This is a genomic window from Bradyrhizobium sp. USDA 4510 (assembly GCF_054059095.1).
Window position 1 is genome coordinate 7741800 of the sequence record NZ_JBSSBT010000001.1, and the last position, 18837, is coordinate 7760636.

The following is an 18837-nucleotide window of genomic DNA, read 5'->3' on the forward strand; positions in this document are numbered from 1 at the left end:
TCGCGAGGGAACACCGCTTCGCACTTTTCCGGATCATGCTCTATACCGCGTCGATCCCGCACCAGCTCGCGACGAAGAGGGCGTAGGCCTTGGTCACCTTCTTCAGCGAATCGAGCTGGACCCGTTCATTGAAGCCGTGCGCGTTCTCCATCCTGGCGCCGAAGCAGAATGCGGGAACACCATAATCCAGGCCATAGAAGCGCGCATCCGTCAGCGCGGTCGAGGGAAAATCCGTCAGCTCGCGCCCGAACACATGCTCGTAGACCGAGCCGAGGACCGCCTCGCTCTCCTGCACCTCGGTCGCTTCATAGCCCGGCGACAGGAAGCCGGACCAGACGATCTCTGGCGGATTGTTGGCGAGGAACGGATGGGCCCTGGCAGCCTTGGTCACGCACTCGACGATCTCGGCCTGGCAGTCGGCGATTTTCCATCCCGGCAGGATTCCGATCCGGCAATCGACGTCGCACCACGCCGGCACGCTGGAGGCCCAATCGCCGCCCTTGATGATGCCGGGATTGAAGTTGAGCGGGTGATGCACCGCGCCGAAATGGCGATGCGACTTGGCACGTTCGTTCCACTCCGCCTCGAGCGTGTCGAGATGGCCGATCAGATGATAGGCGGCGCGGATAGCGTTGGAGCCGGTGCCGGCGCGCGCAACATGGACCGGGATTCCGCGAACCTTGAGGCGAAACCAGATCACGCCGACCTGGGCTCGCATCAGCCGTTCCTCGGTCGGCTCCGGCAGCAGGCAGGCATCGGCACGGTAACCTCGCTGCAACGTCGAGAGCGCGCCGAGACCGGTGCTCTCCTCCTCGATCACGGATTGCAGATGGATGCGGCCCTTCGGCGCAAAGTCCGCGGCCTTCACCGCATCGAGCGCGTAGAGCGCGGCAATGGTGCCCGACTTCATGTCGCCGGTGCCGCGGCCATAGAGCCAGCCGTCCTCGACCACCGGCTGGAACGGCGGCCGCTCCCACATGTCGAGCGGCCCGACCGGTACCACGTCGCAATGCCCCTGAAGGATCAGCGAACGTCCCTCCTCGCGCGCCGGCCGATAGGTGCCGACGACGGTCCGCGCGCGGGAAAAATCGGTCTCGACCGGCCCGTAGCCGGGCAAGGTCTTCAGCTCGTCCTGATTGATGACCCAGTCGTCGACCTCATAGCCGCGCTCGCGCAGCAGCTTCGCGAACATGTCCTGGCACGGACCTTCCTGGCCGCGCGTGCTGGGAATCGACGAGAAGGCGATCGTGGTCGCGAGCTGCTGCTCGAAGGCGGCGTCGACAGCCGCCTCGATGCGCTCGCGCGCGCCGGCCGGAAGGGGAACTGAACGGCTGTCGGTCATGAATTGATCCTTGCTGTAGGGCGTGTAACGGCCACGGCCGCAAAGCCCGGCTGGTCGAAGAAATCGCGCCCGGGAATCGCGTCGAGCAGATCGCGAGTGTAGGCTTGGCACGGCGCGGTGAACACTTCGGCGGTGGTGCCTTCCTCCACGATACGCCCCTTCTGCAGGACGATGACGCGGTCGGCGATCTCGGCGGCGATCCGCAAATCGTGCGTGATGAAGATCATCGCAAGCCGCATCTCCTGGCGCAACTCGGCGAGCAGCGCCAGCACCTGGGCCTGCACCGAGACGTCCAGCGCCGACACCGCCTCGTCGGCGATCAGAACCCGCGGCTTCAGCGCCAGCGCCCGCGCGATGCAGATGCGCTGGCGCTGGCCGCCCGAGAACTCGTGCGGGTAGCGATCGGCGGCGGTCGCCGACAGGCCGACCCGCACCAGGAGCTTGTTCGCCTGGGCCATCGCCTCGGCCCGCGACGTCCCATAGGCCATCGGTCCGCGCGCGATGGCATCGCCGACCTTCTGGCGCGGATCGAGACTGGCAAACGGATCCTGGAACACGATCTGGAGCTGGCGCCGCGCCTGGCGCAACGCCTCGCCGCGCAGCTGCCGGAGATCCGCGCCGCCAAAGCGGATGGCGCCGGCGTCAGGTTCGGTAAGCCGCATGATCATGCGCCCGAGCGTCGACTTGCCGGAACCGGATTCACCGACCACCGCAAGCGTCTCGCCCTCGTGCAGCGTCAGTGAGATGCCATCAGCGGCGGTCACCTCGCGTGGCGGCTGCAGCCAGCCGCGCTTGACCCGAAAGGTCTTTTGCAGGCCGATGACCTCGAGCAGCGGCTCGGGACGCAGGATGGCCTCGTGGATGTCGGCGAGGCGCGCCTTCGGAACCGCGTCGATCAGTTCGCGCGTGTAGGCGGCCTGCGGATTGCGAAGCACCTCGCTGGCCGTGCCCTGCTCGACCACCTTGCCATGGCGCAGCACCACGACGCGATCGGCAACGTCGGCGACAACGCCGAAATCATGGGTGATCAGCAGCACGCCCATGCCGCGCTCGCGCCGGAGATCGTCAATCAGGCGCAGGATCTGGCGCTGGGTCGTGACATCGAGCGCGGTCGTCGGCTCGTCTGCGATCAGGAGCGCGGGGCGGTTGGCCATCGCCATCGCGATCATCACGCGCTGGCGCTGGCCACCGGAAAGCTCAAACGGGTAGCTCTTTTCCAGCAGCTGCGGATTCGGCAGCCCGACCTGGGTCAGCAGCGTCAGCACCCGCTCGCGGAGTTCGGTCGCCGAGGGCGCAGGCCGCTGGTGCGCCAGGATCATCTCCTCGATCTGCCTGCCGACGCGCTTCAGCGGATTGAGCGAAGACAACGGCTCCTGAAAGATCATCGCGGCGTTGCCGCCGCGCAGCTTGCGGAGAGCGCGGCCGTCGAGCTTCGACGGATCCTGCCCTGCGACCGCCACGGCGCCGGACGCGATGTCGACGCCCCGCGGCAACAGCGACAGCACTGCATGCGCGATCATCGACTTGCCGGAGCCGGACTCGCCGACCAGGCAAACCACTTCGTTTGGCTTGATCTCAAAGGAGACGTTCTCGACCGCGAAGGGCCGATCACCGCCCTTGGGGAGCGCGATCGAGAGACCATCGACGGCAAGAACAGGCGCACCGGACTGCATGGCTTCGCTCATGAGCGGCGCCTCGAGACGCGCGGGTTGAGGACATCAGACAGTCCCTCGCCGAACAGGTTGATCGCCAGCACGGTGACGAGGATGGCGAGGCCGGGAAACACGCTCATCCACCACGCGTTCCGGATCACGGTGCGGCCCGCGCCGATCATGAAGCCCCACGACATCAGATTGGGATCGCCGAGCCCCATGAAGGACAGCGCGCTTTCCAGCAGGATCGCAGTGGCAACCGTCAGCGACGTCACCACCAGGATCGGCGAGATCGCGTTCGGCAGGATATGGCCGAGCACGATGCGCCAGGTGCGTTCGCCCTGGCACAGCGCGGCCTCGACGAATTCGCGGTGCCGCAGACGGAGGAATTCGGCGCGCGTGAGCCGCGCCAGCGGCGGCCAGCTCACCGCGCCGATGGTCAGGATGATCGTGAGCAGCGACGGATTGAAGGTCGCGACCAGCAGGATGGCCAGCACGAAGGCTGGAATGGTCTGGAACAATTCCGTCATCCGCATCAGCACCAGATCGACCTTGCCGCCGAAATAGCCTGAGATCGCGCCGATCACGACGCCGATCGCCATCGCCGCGAGCGCCGAGGCGATGCCGATCAGGAGCGACACGCGTGCGCCATAGGCGACGCCGGCGGCGACGTCGCGGCCGAGCGTGTCGCCGCCGAGCCATAATCCGTCCTCGCCGGGCGGCGTGAACGGCGCGCCGACCATCTCCCAGGGCGAGACCGGAAACGCGATCGGCGCAACGATCGCGACGACAACAACGACGAGCAGCAGGACGAGGCCGATCATTCCGCTCGGATGACGCAGGAAGGCGCGCACCGTGTCCATCACGCCGCTCCCGTGGTCATGCGGGGATCAATCAACCGGTAGACCAGGTCGGTGAGCAGGTTGAGCGCGATCACGACGATCGAGAGGATCAGGAAGATGCCGAGCAGGACCGGATAGTCGCGCTGCAACAGTGCCTCGAAGGTCAAGCGGCCGAGGCCCGGCCAGGCAAACACCGTCTCGATCACCACAGCGCCGCCGACCAGCGCGCCGGCCTGCATGCCGGCGACGGTGACGACCGGCACCAGCGCATTGCGCAGCATGTGGCCGACCACGATGCGCGTTCCGGACAAGCCCTTGGCGCGCGCGGTCTTGATGAAATCCTGCTGCGCGACCTCGATGATCGAGGATCGCATCAGCCGCGCATAGATCGCCAGATAGATCGCCGCCAGCGACGTGACCGGCATGATCATGTGTTTCATGATGTCGAGCGCATGCTCGACCGGCGAGAGCTGGACGTTGATGGTCTCGTAACCGAACGGCGGCAACCAGCCGAGCGTCACCGAGAACACCAGCACCAGCATCAGGCCGAGCCAGAACACCGGCGTCGCGTAGAGCACGAGCGAGAGCACGGTGAACACCGTGTCGAGCACGCTGCCGGCCGCGAGCCCGGCCAGCGCGCCGAGCGCGGTGCCGATCAGGAGCGCGAGGCAAAACGCCGTGACGGTCAGCAGCAGCGTCGCCGGCAGCCGTTCGAGGATCAGATCGACGACCGGACGACGCTGGCGATAGGAATAGCCGAGGTCGAGCCTGATGACGCGGCCGAGGTGGCTCACGAGCTGCACGAAATACGGCTTGTCGAGGCCATACTCCTTGCGCAGGTCGTCGAGCAGTTTTGGATCGGACGCGCCGGATTGCCCGGCCATGACCTGGGCCGGATCGCCGGGCGCGGCGCGCACCAGCACGAAATTGAACGTCGCGATGACGAGGATCACGGCGACGAGCTGGGCGATGCGGCTGACCGCCTGAAGTCCGATCGTCGCGGCGCTGCCGAGCCGGGTCACGATTTGTAGACCGACCCGAAGGTTTCGTGCGAGCCGATGCCCGTCGTCACGATGTTCTTGAACGCCTTGTCGTAGATGATGGGATATTCGATCTCGAGCGTCCAGGCCACCGGCACATCCTCGACCAGGATCTGCTGCACCTTGCTGTAGAGCTCCTGGCGCTTGGCTTCATCGAGCGTCACCGCGGCCTCGTCGAACAGTTTGTCGACTTCGGTATTCGAATAGCCTTGCGTGTTGGAGAACAGGATGCCCTTCTTGATGTTCGACGAAATATAGGTGCGGGCGACGCCCAGCGCGGGATCGCCGAGCTGGTAGAGCAGATTCTGGGTCATCTCATAATCCCAGTTGCCGACCTTCTCGGCCCATCCGGCCATGTCGGTGCCGACAAGCACGAGATCAATGCCGACCCGCGCAAAACTCTGGCGGAAGAATTCGCCGGCCCGCTGATAGGACTCGCCATAGGGCGGCACGATATACTTGATCTCGGCGCGCTTGCCGTTGGCGCCAGGCTTCAGTCCCATGTCGTCGAGCAGGGCCTTGGCCTTGTCGACCGAAAACTCGTAGCGCTTCACGTTCGGATCGTAGAACCGCGTCTTCGACGAGATCGGTCCGGTCGCCACCTTGGCATTGCCGAAATAGACCCGCTTGCTGAACGCCTCGCGATCGATCAGGTGCATCACCGCCTGCCGGAACCGCTTGTCGTTCATCGGGGCGATGCGGTTGTTCATCTCGAGCCACTGATGCGGCGCGAAATACTCGTAGCCCCTGGTGGTGAATTCGAGGTTCTTCTGCGCCTTGAAGCGCTGGACGTCGTAGAATTCGACGTCGGACCATTGCACGAGCTGCACCGTGCCGTTCTCGAGCGCCAGCGCGCGCGAGGCCGCATCCGGAATCACGCGGTAGACGATCTCGTCGAGATAGGGCTGGTCCTTCTGATAGTAGCCATCGTGGCGGACGAGATGAACGTGCGAGCCGCGCACCCACTCCTTCAGCTTGAAGGGGCCGGTGCCGATCGCCTTGTCGTTCTCCGGGTTCTTGCGGTAGTCGGTGCCGTCATAGATGTGCTTGGGTACGATCGGTGCAGACGTGCAATCGAAGCAGCCGATGAAGGGCGCGAACGGCTGCTTCAATTTGAACACGACGGTGAGCGGATCGGGCGCTTCCGCCGTCGCCACGCGGGCGAAGTTTTGCCGTGCGCGCGGATGCGTCTCCACCAGCAGCTTCATGCAGCTGAAGACCACGTCCTCCGAGGTCATCGGCTTGCCGTCGTGGAAGGTGATGCCGGGAAACAGCTTGAACGTATAGGTCAGGCCGTCGGGCGAGATCTCCCAGGACCGCGCCATGCCCGGCATCGGCTTGAGATCGGCGCCGTATTTCAGCAGGCCTTCGTAAATCTTGCCGCCGAGCGTCAAGGTCGGCTGCTGCTGGTTCAGCGCGGTCACCAGGACCGGTGGCTCAGGTTGGATGATGGTGTTGAGCGTTCCACCGCGGGTCTGGCCCGCCGCCCGCGTGATGCCGAACGGGATGGCTGCACCGCAGGCCAGCATTGCCTTGGTGAATTCGCGTCTGTTCATCGGACCTCTCCCTCTCCGCGCTCTCACATTCGATTTCGGCGAATGCCGCGGGGTGAGGCATTGTTGCCAAACGCCATATCCCGCGCTACCTGAAGGGGGACAACAACCATCGCGATCGGGCCAAGTGGCCCGGAAGATGCATGAGCACCCTGCGAAAACGACGATCGATCAGGAGCTCACGACACTTGAAAGTCGCAGCGCGACGAAATGACACCACCGGCTTGCGCGTTTGCCGCAAGCAATCGGGTCCCGCAGCCGCCGCGCACTATGCCGGACAGCTGCAACAGGTCGAACGGCCGCTCGCGGCGATGGCGGCCTCCTATCCGAACGAAAGCACCAGCGCGCGGCACGCGCACCGACGCGATCAATTCATCCTGCAGACCGCGGGCGTGACCTCGATGATGACCGAGCGCGGCCATTTCGTCGTGCCGCCCGGCCACGGCCTGTGGATTCCGGCCGGCGTCGCGCACCAGTCGCGGGCATGGGGCGAGGTCGAGATCCAGACCATCTATGTCACGCCTGACCGCATCAGGAATGCTCCGGCGACATGCCGCCTGATCAAAGTCTCCGCGCTGGTCGAGGCGTTGATGGAAGAAGCGGTGCACATGCCGACCCGTTACGATCCGGAAGGGCGCGACGGCAGGCTGGTCGATTTCCTGCTCGACGAGATCGGCAGGATGCCGGAAGTGTCGCTGCATGTGCAGGTGCCGCCCGATCCGCGGCTCGCCGCGATCTGCGAAGCCGTGCTGGTCGATCCGAGTTCCGATCTTACGCTCGACGAATGGGCCGATCGCTGCCAGCTCAGCCGGCGGACGCTGACGCGTCTGTTCCGGCGCGAGACCGGCCAGAGCTTTGCGGCCTGGCGCCAGCGGGTGCGGCTGCTCGAAGCGCTGGCGCGGCTCGGCGCCGGCGAGGCCGTCACCTGCGTTGCGCTCGACGTCGGCTATGAAAGTCCGAGCGCTTTCGCCGCGATGTTCAAGCGCGAGCTCGGCGCCGCGCCGCGCCAGTATCTGCGCTGGGCCGATCCCGAAGTGGTGATGCGGTAGGCGCTCGCGTCACGCATCTATCGAAATGCAAAACCCCTGCGGTCAACGGGAGAGACCGCAGGGGTTTGCAGGTGGATGGCGTGAGGCCAGCAAGGCTGGGTGTCACCCCAAGGACCGGCGGCCGGATGAAAGCGGTACCGGCCTCATCATGCAAGCACGTCTTTTAGGCAGGAGTGCGTCAACATCGGCAAGCAGAGCACGCGAGAGAATTGAATCTTCCCGCGCGCGTTGCATGCAGTCCGCTCTAGTCGTTGCGGGCGACCGCGGTCAGCTTGGTCATGTTGTGCAGCATGATCCGGCCGCGTTGCAGGTCGACGATGCCGTCCTTGCGCCAGGTCTGCAGCTGCCGGTTGACGCTTTCGCGCGCGGCGCCGACGAAGATGCCGAGCTGTTCCTGCGAGATGTGCACCTCGGAACCGAAATCCTCGGCCAGCGCGCACAGACGCCGTGCGAGGCGGACCGGCAAAGGCTGCAGCACGGATTCTTCCATCCGCTCGCTCTGCCAACGAATTCGCTGGCACAGCAATTCGATCAGCCTGACCGCAACCTTCGGCTCGCGCTCGAGGAAGCCGAGGAAATCCTGCCGCCGCAACACGAATAATTCGCTGGGCTCGCCCGCGGTCGCATCCGCGGTGCGGTCCTGCCCGTCGAGCACGGCGACTTCGCCGAACAGGTCGCCGGATCCCATGAAGTTCAGTGTGAGCCGGCTGCCGTCGGAAGCACCGGTCTCGATCCGGATTTGGCCGCGGCGGACCCCAAACAGGGCATCGCCGGGATCGCCTTTCTGGAACAGCACCTCACCGGTCGCGAGTTGCTGGGTGTGGCAGAGGCCGGAAAGCCGCTGCAACTCGTCCGCACCGAGATCGGCGAACATCGGATTCATCTTCAGAATGACCGCAAATTCGGCCTGTTTGCTCATTGTACTGCCTTCCAAATCCTTCCGAGCAGTCCCCTGACGCCCGGTTAGCAAAAATCACCCTCATAAGAGTGTGGGAGAGGTCACATAAGTTCATGCGGTAACGGATTATTTTTCCGGTCATTGGAGCCAGATCCTGCTTGCGGGATAAGCTCGTTTGATCGGCCGTGACTTTCTGCAACGGAACCCCACTTGCCCGGCCTGGAACAACGACATGAGAGCACTGAAATTCGCCGGGGCCGCCATCGCTGCCGTGATCGTGATCATCGCGTTGGTGGCCGTGGTCGGGATCCCGTCCTCGTTCCTCACATCGACCATCACCGATCGGGTCGAGCGCGAGACCGGCTACAAGCTCACCATCAATGGCGGCGCCAAGATCGGCCTCTGGCCGAAGGTCAATCTGACGCTGAGCGACGTCGTGTTGCAGGACCCGCGCGGGCGCGACGTCAACAACCGGTTCGCGGCAAGCAGCGTCGAGGCCGAGATGACGCTGTCGAGCCTGTGGTCGGGCCGGCCCGACATCACCGACCTCGCGATCGTCAAGCCGGTGATCAATCTGCCGCTGCAGCGCGAGCGCACCCGCGACCACAATCCGCCGGCGAAATCTTCCGCGTCCGATGGCGGCGGCATCACGATCCGGCATGTCAGCGTCAGCGGCGGCACCGTCGTCTTCGCCAATGTACGCGACCGGATCGAGAGCCGGATCGAGACGCTCAATGCGGACGCGACCATCGGCGACGACCGCAAGATCGTCGTCACGGGTGACGCACACGCCGGCGACAAGCCGCTGAAATTCGAGATCCGCGCCACCGCGCCGCAAGCACCGCTGGAGCGTCAGAGCGTGCCGGCCGAATTCAGCATCGATGCGCCCGGCCTGTTGCCCGCGGCGATCAAGGCGAATGCGGAAGCGCGGCTGAACGGCACGGTGGTGATGTTCAACGGCGTCTCCGGCACGCTCGGCGACGGCGGCTTCACCGGCTGGGCCTCGGTCGATTTCGCCAGCAACAAGCCGCTGGTGAAGCTCGATCTCGACTTCCAGCACATTGCGATCGCGATGCCGCCGGGGCAGGCCGGCTCCACGCAGCCGCTGGGTACGAATACGTGGAGCAACGCGTCGGTCGATCTTGCCGGGCTCAACTATGTCGACGCACAGGCGCGCATCTCGGCGGCGGAGCTCGTGATCGGCGACGGCCGCTTCACGCAGGCGGCGATCGATGCGTCCATCGACAGCGGCGTGCTGAAGGGCCGGTTCGCCAATCTCGGCGCCTATGAGGGCACCGCCGATGGCGACGTCACCATCGACGCGCGAGCCACGAATCCAACCTACGCGTTACGGCTCGACCTCGCCGGCGCGCGCGCGCTGCCGGTGCTGAAGAGCCTCGCCGAGTTCGACAAGCTCGACGGCAAGATGCAGGCCAAGATCGCGCTGACCTCGCAAGGCAGCAGCGAGCGCGCCATCGTCGGCAATCTCGCCGGCACCGCCTTCGTCGTGTTCCAGGACGGCAAGATCCTCGGCCTCAACGTGGCGCAGATGATCCGCAATCTCACCACCAGCACCTTGTCGGGCTGGCAGGAGAGCCAGGAATTGTCGACCGATCTCAGCCAGCTCTCGGCCTCGTTCAAGGTCGACAAGGGCCAGGCCGTCACCACCGACCTCAATCTGATCGGTCCGCTGGTGAAGATGACCGGGGTCGGCACCATCGACCTCAACACCCGCCAGATCGGGTTCCGCGTCGAGCCGCAGCTCGTGATGACCACCGAAGGCCAGGGCCGCACCGGCAATCCGGTCGGCCTCGGCATCCCCGTGATGGTCGAGGGACCCTGGGTATCGCCGCGGATCTATCCGGAGATGCAGGGCATCCTCGACAATCCGCAGGCCGCCTATGCCAAGCTCAAGGAGATGGGCAAGGGCCTGTTCGGGGCGAACGGCCTGGGGCTGAGTCAGGGCCTCAACGGGCTGACCAATCTGCTCAATGGCGTGCAGGGCGGCGCGCAGCCCGGCAGCAGCGGCCAGGGCGGCGGCGCCGGCCAGAGCAACCCGCTCGGCGGGCAGCTTGGCGACACCATCGGCAATTTGCTGCAGCAGGGCCTTTCCACCCTCAACCAGAGCAACGCATCGCGCCCGAGCCGCGACCTGAGCCAGCCGGCGCCGCCGGCCCCCGACCAGGCCCCGCCGCCACCGCCCCCTCCGCCCGGCGAGACCGCCGAGCAGCACGACAGTCCGGCGATGAAGGATGTGCTGCGTCAGCTGTTCAATCGCTGATATTCCCGGATATCCCCCGCCGATATGAAGGGATAACCATGCGGCCCGAGCGGCCGCTCCGCCTCGCCGATCCGTGCTAAACAGCGGCGGATCATGCGGCGCACCCGATTGGGGGCCGGACGAGGCTGGATGAACTCGGCTACGGACAAGGGCAAGAACTGGTTCCTGCGCGGCGGCCTGTTCGCCAAGTATGTCCTCGCGCTGGTCGGCCTCGTCGTGTTCGTGCTGGCGGTCAACGGCGCGCTCGAGACCTGGATCAGCTACCGCGGCATCAAGGGCACGCTGACGGACGCGATGAGCGAGAAGGCGGATGCGACCGCCAAGCGCATCGAGCAGGCGATCTCCGACCTCGAGCGGCAGATCTCCTGGGTGACCCGCGCCTCCTCCAACACGATCGAGCTGCGCCGCGCCGACTACGCGCAGTTGCTCGGCCAGGTGCCGGCGGTGAGCCAGCTCACCCTGATCAGCGGCCAGGGCCGCGAGCTGCTGCGGCTGTCGCGCCAGACCACCACCGTGAACTCCAACGCCGACTTCTCCCGCGATGTCAGATTCACCGAGACCATCGCCCGCGGCACCGCCTACGCGCCGGCGTATTTCCGCGACGGGCGGCCGTTCATGTCGATCGGCGAGCAGCATTCCGGCTTCAATGCCGGCGTCACCATGGCCGAGATCGACCTGCGCTTCCTCAATGACTATTTCGGCGACTCCCAGGTCGGCCGCCTCGCTCATGCCTATGTCGTCGACGGCAAGGGCCGCGTGCTGGCGAGCTCGTCGAAGGGTCCGGAGGTCGGCAAGGACCTTGCCGCGCTGCCGCAGGTCGCCGCGGTGCTGTCGCCTAGCGGCAGGCCGATCGCCTCCGGCAAGGATGTCGACGGCAACGCGGTGCTGACGACAGCAACGGCCGCGCCGAACCTCGGCTGGCACGTGTTTTATGAGCAGCCGACCGCGCAGGCGCTGTCGCCGATCCGCGACCAGCTGGTGCGCATTGCGCTTTTGATCGCGCTCGGCCTCGTGGTCGCGATCATCGCCGGCACGATCCTGGCGCGGCGCATGCTGGAGCCGATCACCGCGCTGCGCATCGGCGCGCGGCGGTTAGGGGCCGGCGACTTCGGCCATCGCATCGAGGTGAAGACATCCGATGAGCTGGAAGAGCTCGCCGGCCAGTTCAACAGCATGGCCACCCAGCTTGCCGAGACCTATTCCGACCTCGAGGCCAAGGTGAAGGAGCGCACCCGCGACCTCGCGCAATCGATCAACGAGCTGAAGGTGCTGGAGGAGGTCGGCCGCGCGGTGGCGTCCTCGCTCGACCTCAATGCGGTGCTGCCGACGGTCGGCGCCCGCGCGCTCGAGATCACCCATGCCGACGCCGTGCTGATCTATGGCTATGACGCCGCGCAACGCAGCTTTAACCTGACGCAATCGATCGGCATCGACGCTGCGACCGAAGGCCATCATCGCGCGATCGATGCGGCGAACAGCAGCCCGCTCGGCGAAGCCGCCGCGAAGGGCGAGCCGCTGGCGTTTCCCGATCTCACCGACCAGCCAAATCATCCGCTGCGCGATGTCGTGGTCGGCGCCGGCTTCCACTCCGTGCTCGTGGTGCCGCTGGTCGACCAGCAGGGCGTGCTCGGCGCGCTGGTGGTGCTGCGCAAGGCGGCCGGCGACTTCCCGTCGAGCCTGATCGGCCTGATGAAAACCTTTGCGCACCAGGCGGTGCTGGCGATGCGCAACGCGCGGCTGTTCACCGAGGTGGACCAGAAGAGCCACGCGCTGGAAGAGGCCAATGCCACCGTGCGCGAGCAGGCCGACAAGCTGCGCGAGCAGACCGAGGCGCTCAAGGACTGGAACAAGTCGCTGGAGCAGCGGGTCGAGACCCAGCTCGGCGAGCTCGAGCGCGTCCGCCGGCTCGAGCGCTTCCTGGCGCCGCAGGTTGCGCAGCTGATCGCCTCGTCGGACAATCCCGAGGGCCTGCTCGACAGCCACCGCCGCGAGGTCACCGTCGTGTTCTGCGACCTGCGCGGCTTCACCGCCTTCACCGAGGCGACCGAGCCGGAAGAGGCGATGAACGTGCTGCGCGAATATCACGCCGCGCTCGGCAAGCTGATCTTCAAGTATGAAGGCACGCTCGACAAATATGCCGGCGACGGCGTGATGATCCTGTTCAACGCGCCGATCCAGCTCGCCGACCACACCGCGCGTGCCGTGAAGATGGCGGTGGAGATGCGCGACACGGTCGGCCCGCTGACCGAGAAGTGGCGCAACCGCGGGCACAGTCTCGGCTTCGGCATCGGCATTGCGCTCGGCTATGCCACGCTCGGCCAGGTCGGCTTCGAGCAGCGGCTGGAATATGCCGCGATCGGCAGCGTCACCAACCTCGCCTCGCGCCTGTGCGGCGAGGCCAAGGCCGGCCAGATCGTGGTGAGCCGCCGCGTCTACGGCATGGTCGAGCCCTTCGTCGAAGGCCGCGCCATCGATGACCTCGTGCTGAAGGGATTCAACCATCCGATCCTGGCCGCGGAGATCCTGAGCTGGAAGGGCGAGCCATCAGCGGAAGCGGCGGCGGAGTAGTCAAGACACGGCTCCCTCCCACGTCGTCCCGGCGAAAGCCGGACCCATAACCACCGATGTTTGGATTGAACACGGCTGCGGCCGCAGCACAGCGTCATCGCAAGCAGCGGTGGTAATGGGTCCCGGCCTTCGCCGGGACGACACTGAATATGCGGCCCCGTTTCTGATTCAACTATCAAACAGCCAAGGGATAGACCCGAGGGGAGAAGCACACGCCCGCATCCTCGCGACGCGATCGCGCCCGAGTCATGCGATCAATCCAGCCTCACACAGGAGAGGGCGCAGGGAAGGCCGGGCGCCGATTGCCACGAGCCTCAAATCAACATCCAGTGAATCTGATCACCTCCGCAATCACGATCCCCACCTCTCCCACCCCTCCCAGGAATAACCCATCCCCCACCTCACTCGCGTCATGACGGGCGCGTGCGAACGCGCGCCCGGCGACAACAAGAACAAGCAGGATGGGTTTGATGACGGGTTTGGATGGGACGCACGCGGCGGCGTCGGTGGTGGCGCTGCATTGCTCGCTGGGGTCGGGACGGCAATGGACCAAGCTTGCGGCCGCGCTCGGCGGCGACCGGTTCATGGCGCCGGATATTTCCGGTTATGGCGTTGCCGCCTGCGGGCGCGACTGGCCGCGGACGCTGGATGGCGAGATTGCGCGGCTCGAGCCCTGGCTCACCAAGGCCGACGGGCCGTTCCATCTGATCGGGCATTCCTATGGCGGGGCGATCGCGTTTCGGCTGGCGACGGCAACGCCTTATGCGCAGTACATCCGCAGCCTTACGCTGATCGAGCCCGTCCTGCCTACGTTGCTCAGAGACACGCCTGCCGATGCGCGGCTGTACGACCGCTTCGCGCGGATCGCGCAGATCGTCTCAAGGGATATTGTCGATGGCGCCGTGATGGAGGCGGTCGAGGCGTTCACCGCGTTCTGGGCCGGCTCCGGGCCGCGCGAGCAGTTCTCGCCGAGCGGGCGGCTGCGGATGATCGAGCAGGCCGACAAGCTGCCTTGCGATTTCAGCGCCGCGCTCGACCTCGACGCCGTGGCGGAAGCCGCGCGTGCCTTGAAGGTGCCGACGCTGCTGATCTCGGGCGGGCTGTCGCCCTATGTGACGCAGCGCATTGTCGCAAAACTCGCCGCGCTGATCGATGGCGCCGAGCTGCGGCATCTGCCGGGTGCCGGCCATATGCTGCCGGTGACGCATGCCGATCGGGTCAACCCGGAGATCCTGCGGCATATCTGGCGCGCCGAGGAGCTGGCGAAGCTGGAGCTGGCGGCGGATGCGGGGCCGGCCGAGGCAGCGCAGGCGGCTGGTTCGGCCCGGCGGCATCTGGTATTCAAGAGGCCCTCATTTTGGGAATAGTTTGCCGATGATTTTGCCTCGCACGCGCGCCCCAGCCCTTGCCGCCTCCGCGCTGCTCGTGCTCGCGGCCTCTCCCGCGCTTGCCGCGGGCGAGGCCGACGCCGTGCCGAAGGGCGCGGCGGTGACGGTGCTGAAGGCCTCGAAATTCTGCTTCGGCAATATCGTCGAGGTTTCGGGCATCGTGCTGCCGCGCGATGAGCAGCAGATCCGGCCCGACCGTTTCGGCTTGAAGGTGGCGGAGGTGATGGTCGATCCCGGCGACACTGTCACCGCCGGCCAGGTGCTGGCGAAGCTGACCGATGGGGCCAACTCGGTCAACGTCACGGCGCCGGTGGCGGGCACGATCTCGGCGTCGTCGGCGATTGTAGGCAGCCCGGCCTCGGGCAAGGACGCGCTGTTCTCGATCATCGCCAAGAGCGAGTATGACCTGGTCGGCATGGTGCCGACCCGCGACATCGCCAAGCTGAAGACCGAGCAGACGGCGCAGCTCAAGGTCCTCGGCGCCGGCGATCTCGACGGCAAGGTGCGGCGGATCGCGCCGACAGTCGAGCCGAACAGCCAGCTCGGCCAGGTGTTCATCGGCATCGGCGCGAACAAGCGGCTGCTGGTGAATTCGTCCGGCCGCGCCCAGATCAAGACCGGGCAGAGCTGCGGCGTCGCGGTGCCGCTGACCGCGATCCTCTATTCCACCGCCGGCACCGTGGTGCAGGTGGTGCGCGGCGGCCGCGTCGAGACGCGGCGGGTCGAGACCGGATTGATGTCGGCCGGCCAGGTCGAGATCCGCGACGGCATCCAGGAAGGCGACATCGTCGTCGCCCGCGCCGGCGCCCTGCTGCGCGAGGGCGATCCGGTGCGGCCAGTCGGCGCCAGCGCGGATGCAAAGTAGGCGGCGCTCCATCTACAGCGTCGTCCCGGGCAAGCCAACGGGTCGGCGCAAAGAGCCGCCCGATGACAGGCTCCGCGCGACCCGGGAGCCATAACCACCAATGTGAATTGTCTGAAGAGCTGTCGCCACAGCGCGCTTCGACAATGCGGCCCTGTGGTTATGGGTCCCGGCTTTCGCCGGGACGACGTGGGGAAAGAGTCGGGCTCAGCCGCCGAGCTTGATGTCTTCCAGCAGCGAGGACGACACGCTCGGCACCTGCTCGCCTTCGCTGGCGCGCGAGATCGCGACGCGGGTCTTGTTGAAGGCGCTTTCGGCGCCGGCCTGGGCGTTGAGGTTGTTGAGCAGCTCGGAGACCAGCACGCTGTTCGGCGCCTTGCTATCGTCGGCGACCTTGCCCGGCGTTGCCGAGCTCAGCACGATGGTGTTCTCCGGCGGGCTGATCGGGGCGAGGCCGTGCGAGAACGCGCGGAAGCGGCGCTCATAGGGATTGCGGCGCGAGGCGTCGAGCACGACGAGCTTGGCCTTGGCGCCGCGCTCCTTCATCGCATCGAGCACGGACTCGACGCTGACGCCGGTGCGCTTGACGTCGGCTTCCTTCCAGATCGTGGCATCGATCGGGATCATGTAGCTCTCGCGGCCGACCTGCACGCCGTAGCCGCCGAAGAACAGCATCACGACGGTGTCGGGGCGGATCTTGGCCTTCATGCGCTCGACCGCGCGGAACATGTCGTCCTTGGTCGCATCCTCGACCACGTCGACGTCAAAGCCCTCGCGGCGCAGCGCCGACGACAGGGTGCGGGCATCGTTGATCGGCTGGGCCAGCGGCGCCGCGGCGTCCGGATAATGGCCGTTGCCGATGATCAGCGCGAGGCGGGACGTGCCTGCCGGAATGCTGCCGGTCAGCTCGGTGGGGGCGATCTTGTCGCCACCCTTGGCGACATCGAGGGTGCGCTTGTTGAGCGCGGCATGGGCGCCAATCGCCAGCGACACCGTGCCGGCCACCGCCACGCAGACGGCGATGGTGCGGCGGGAAATGCGAAGCTGCCTAAGGTCCATAGCGTTCCTAAGTCCCAATTCTTATCCCGATGGCGCTCAAGCGAAGATCGCGCCAGTTAGTCGCGTCAAAGACGTTCAGGTTTAATGGGGTTGAGGTGTGTGTGCCGTTGAATTGAACTCAATTTGCGGCGCCGCAACAAACGCTCCTTTAACCCGAACGGCCGCTCGGGGCAACCCGAATTGCCGCATGCCGCCGCCCGGCAGAGGCCATTGACGCCGTTAAGATCCCGTTACGTGATCTCTGTCACATTTGTATTCTTCAGGGATTCATGTAGCTTTCCAAAGGCTTGCGAGTTTGGGGCAGAGCGACAGGAAACTCCGTCGGGCGGCGGCGTTAACCGGTTCCTCGGGAAAGGGGATTGTTTGAGCTTCTTGGGCCTTCACGAGATCGCAAGCGCGGTGTGCCGGTCGCTGACTGTCAAGAAGGACGGCCCGTCGCTGTACGATGTCTGCGACCCCGTGCTGCAGGCCTATCGCGGCGGCGATGCCCATCTCGGAAAATTCTACCGGACCGCGCTCGGCAATCCGCCGCTGCGCGCGCTGCTCCGCCGCACCGGCCTGCCCGCGCTCAACGATCCCGACCGCCTCTCCGGCCTGCGCGCGGCGCTCACCGCGGCGCGCGACGTCGAGACGCCGGACTGGGCCGCGATCGGCACGCCCGTCGCAGTATTGATGGACGGTATCGGTGTGCGCCATCCGGCACCGCCCGCCGCGACCGCACCTGGCCGCCCGCCGGAGATCGCCGAGATCGACCGCGTGATCCGCCTGACCGGCGCGCATCTGTTGCGCTCGTTCGGCAGGAACGGCTTCATCCCGACCTATGCCGCCTTCAACCTGATCGGCGACCCCGACGTCGGCGGGCGCGAGCTGCTGATGGCGCTGACCGGGCTGAACGCGCGCGGCTACAAGAACTCGACCTTGCTGTTCAATCTGGCGCGGATCTTCATCGCGCATTCGCCGGCGCGCGCGCTGATCAACCCGGCCTGGCGCGGCATCGCCGAGCCGATGTGGGAGCCGGTGCAGATCCGCCACCGCTCGGCCTATTACGACGCCTTCTTCACCGAGGCGCTGCTCGGCTTCGTCGAGACCGGGCTCGCCTCGCCGGACGAAGCTGCTACCGCGCGGCGCGCGATCGCCGACATGGTGGACTTCTGCCTCAAGACCAGCGCCGAGGCGGTGCCGTCGCATGACGGCTCGACGGTGAAGGTCATCACCGCGCTGGCGCCGGGCCGGCATCCGCGCTTCTCGCGCTTCTTCGCCCAGATCAAGCAGGATCTCGGCTTCGGCATCTATGTGCCGGACTGCGACACCACGGCGTGCTCGTTCTCGGCCGCGACCCAGGCCGGCTCCGACGATCCGATCCTCAAGCAGCCGCTGCTCGACTTCTACCGCGGCTACCAGGTGCGATCGGGCGCCAACGAGCCGCGTGTCACCGTGCCGCTCAACGATCATCTTGATTACGAGGGCGGCGTCGTCACCTGGATCGACAATCTCGCCGGCGAGCGGCCCTATGGCAACGACCTCGATCCGACGCTGAACCTCGACATCCTCGAGGTCTCGTTCCGCAACCTCGCCCGCTGGCAGATCATCGAGACGCCGCAGCGGCTGGAGACCGTGCATCGCGTCATCGCCTTCCAGAAAAATCTGGTCGAAAGCGGCGCGTTCAAAAATCCGCGCTCGCACATCTATTATCTGCCCGAACTCTATTCGGCCTATTTCGGCCGCTGCTATGCCGCCTTCGTCGCGCTGCCGCTGGCGGCGCAACGCATCATCGATCCCGGCAACGTGTTCGCGCTGATCCGCGCCCGCGTGCTCGGCTATGTCACGCACGAGCTGATCGCCCACGAGATGAACCCGTTCGACGCCGCGCTGGCGCTGATGGCGCTGGCGCATCTCGGCGCCGAGATCTCGACCTTCACGCCGGCGCTGCACTGCATCGTGCAGGGCCTCGGCGAGGGCGGCCGCAAGGGGCCCTACCGGGCCTATGAGTGGAATAAGATGAAGACGCCAACCCGCATCCTGGTCGGCGGGCCGGAGGTGACCTCGGCGTTCGTGCTGATGGCGCTGGCGCTGGCGAAGCGACGAATGGCCGCGGTGTAGTTTCGTAGCCCGGATGGAGCGCAACGTAATCCGGGGTGTTGCCCGCCGACAAAGATTCCCGGATTGCGCGGAGCTCCATCCGGGCTACGGATAAAGACCAACGCCTCGTTGATACCCGATGACGCTGCGCTCTACTCAACCGGGCTGCGGGACTTCACCCTCCCCTGGAGGGGGAGGGTCGTATCGCGTCGCGCGAAGCAAGA

General features: G+C 66.1%; 13 protein-coding genes. 6 read left to right on the plus strand and 7 right to left on the minus strand.

The window, feature by feature from the left end; genetic code table 11:
* Positions 1-40: 40 nt before the first annotated feature.
* Genes ACVMDN_RS35970 through ACVMDN_RS35990 form a run of 5 tightly spaced genes read right to left on the minus strand, consistent with a single transcriptional unit; the run spans position 41 to position 6432 of the window.
* A complete protein-coding gene (locus ACVMDN_RS35970; protein WP_076834759.1) occupies positions 41-1342 on the minus strand; it encodes an ArgE/DapE family deacylase in 1302 nt (433 codons plus the stop codon).
* Entirely contained in the window at positions 1339-3027 is a 1689-nt protein-coding gene (locus ACVMDN_RS35975) for a dipeptide ABC transporter ATP-binding protein (protein ID WP_076834757.1), read from the minus strand. The genes ACVMDN_RS35970 and ACVMDN_RS35975 overlap by 4 nt, the downstream gene beginning before the upstream one ends.
* Positions 3024-3857, minus strand: coding sequence for an ABC transporter permease (locus ACVMDN_RS35980; RefSeq protein WP_057021099.1), 834 nt, complete (start codon positions 3855-3857; stop codon positions 3024-3026). Before ACVMDN_RS35980 ends, ACVMDN_RS35975 begins: the two co-directional genes overlap by 4 nt.
* Positions 3857-4858 (minus strand): ABC transporter permease, encoded by a 1002-nt coding sequence (locus ACVMDN_RS35985; RefSeq protein WP_076834755.1) that lies wholly within the window; start codon positions 4856-4858, stop codon positions 3857-3859. Before ACVMDN_RS35985 ends, ACVMDN_RS35980 begins: the two co-directional genes overlap by 1 nt.
* On the minus strand, positions 4855-6432 hold the full coding sequence (locus ACVMDN_RS35990) for an ABC transporter substrate-binding protein (RefSeq protein ID WP_076834754.1): 1578 nt from the start codon (positions 6430-6432) through the stop codon (positions 4855-4857). Before ACVMDN_RS35990 ends, ACVMDN_RS35985 begins: the two co-directional genes overlap by 4 nt.
* 185 nt (positions 6433-6617) lie before the next feature.
* Here ACVMDN_RS35990 and ACVMDN_RS35995 point away from each other — a divergent pair, with 185 nt between their 5' ends.
* A complete protein-coding gene (locus tag ACVMDN_RS35995; RefSeq protein ID WP_028335183.1) occupies positions 6618-7478 on the plus strand; it encodes an AraC family transcriptional regulator in 861 nt (286 codons plus the stop codon).
* Between the two features lie 244 nt (positions 7479-7722).
* Here ACVMDN_RS35995 and ACVMDN_RS36000 read toward each other — a convergent pair whose 3' ends face one another.
* Positions 7723-8397, minus strand: a complete 675-nt coding sequence (locus ACVMDN_RS36000; RefSeq protein WP_057021095.1) for a Crp/Fnr family transcriptional regulator — start codon at positions 8395-8397, stop codon at positions 7723-7725.
* Positions 8398-8608: 211 nt separating this feature from the next.
* Between ACVMDN_RS36000 and ACVMDN_RS36005 the strand changes: the two genes are divergently transcribed.
* The 4 genes from ACVMDN_RS36005 to ACVMDN_RS36020 all read left to right on the plus strand — a co-directional run bounded on the left by ACVMDN_RS36005 (position 8609) and on the right by ACVMDN_RS36020 (position 15478).
* Positions 8609-10657, plus strand: coding sequence for an AsmA family protein (locus tag ACVMDN_RS36005; RefSeq protein WP_200844503.1), 2049 nt, complete (start codon positions 8609-8611; stop codon positions 10655-10657).
* Positions 10658-10786: 129 nt separating this feature from the next.
* Positions 10787-13225: an adenylate/guanylate cyclase domain-containing protein gene (locus ACVMDN_RS36010; RefSeq protein WP_076834745.1), complete on the plus strand. Its 2439-nt coding sequence runs from the start codon at positions 10787-10789 to the stop codon at positions 13223-13225.
* Between the two features lie 470 nt (positions 13226-13695).
* On the plus strand, positions 13696-14592 hold the full coding sequence (locus ACVMDN_RS36015) for an alpha/beta fold hydrolase (RefSeq protein ID WP_158074247.1): 897 nt from the start codon (positions 13696-13698) through the stop codon (positions 14590-14592).
* A 7-nt stretch (positions 14593-14599) separates the two neighbouring features.
* Complete coding sequence (locus ACVMDN_RS36020; RefSeq protein ID WP_076834752.1) at positions 14600-15478, plus strand: efflux RND transporter periplasmic adaptor subunit; 879 nt, start codon at positions 14600-14602, stop codon at positions 15476-15478.
* A 204-nt stretch (positions 15479-15682) separates the two neighbouring features.
* Here ACVMDN_RS36020 and ACVMDN_RS36025 read toward each other — a convergent pair whose 3' ends face one another.
* Positions 15683-16534 carry a caspase family protein gene (locus tag ACVMDN_RS36025; protein ID WP_076834742.1) on the minus strand — a complete coding sequence of 284 codons (852 nt, stop codon included), beginning with the start codon at positions 16532-16534 and terminating at the stop codon, positions 15683-15685.
* 372 nt (positions 16535-16906) lie between these two features.
* Here ACVMDN_RS36025 and ACVMDN_RS36030 point away from each other — a divergent pair, with 372 nt between their 5' ends.
* The gene (locus ACVMDN_RS36030) at positions 16907-18634 is read left to right on the plus strand and encodes a hypothetical protein (protein WP_076834740.1); all 1728 of its coding nucleotides are present in this window, start codon (positions 16907-16909) and stop codon (positions 18632-18634) included.
* Positions 18635-18837: the final 203 nt, after the last annotated feature.

Excerpts from the sequence above, each read along its gene's own strand:
- ACVMDN_RS36000 (WP_057021095.1), bottom strand. The coding sequence starts at position 8,397 with ATGAGCAAACAGGCCGAATTTGCGGTCATTCTGAAGATGAATCCGATG.
- ACVMDN_RS35990 (WP_076834754.1), bottom strand. The coding sequence starts at position 6,432 with ATGAACAGACGCGAATTCACCAAGGCAATGCTGGCCTGCGGTGCAGCC.
- ACVMDN_RS36020 (WP_076834752.1), top strand. The coding sequence starts at position 14,600 with ATGATTTTGCCTCGCACGCGCGCCCCAGCCCTTGCCGCCTCCGCGCTG.
- ACVMDN_RS36005 (WP_200844503.1), top strand. The coding sequence starts at position 8,609 with ATGAGAGCACTGAAATTCGCCGGGGCCGCCATCGCTGCCGTGATCGTG.
- ACVMDN_RS36010 (WP_076834745.1), top strand. The coding sequence starts at position 10,787 with ATGAACTCGGCTACGGACAAGGGCAAGAACTGGTTCCTGCGCGGCGGC.
- ACVMDN_RS35980 (WP_057021099.1), bottom strand. The coding sequence starts at position 3,857 with ATGGACACGGTGCGCGCCTTCCTGCGTCATCCGAGCGGAATGATCGGC.
- ACVMDN_RS36025 (WP_076834742.1), bottom strand. The coding sequence starts at position 16,534 with ATGGACCTTAGGCAGCTTCGCATTTCCCGCCGCACCATCGCCGTCTGC.
- ACVMDN_RS35975 (WP_076834757.1), bottom strand. The coding sequence starts at position 3,027 with ATGAGCGAAGCCATGCAGTCCGGTGCGCCTGTTCTTGCCGTCGATGGT.
- ACVMDN_RS36015 (WP_158074247.1), top strand. The coding sequence starts at position 13,696 with ATGACGGGTTTGGATGGGACGCACGCGGCGGCGTCGGTGGTGGCGCTG.
- ACVMDN_RS35970 (WP_076834759.1), bottom strand. The coding sequence starts at position 1,342 with ATGACCGACAGCCGTTCAGTTCCCCTTCCGGCCGGCGCGCGCGAGCGC.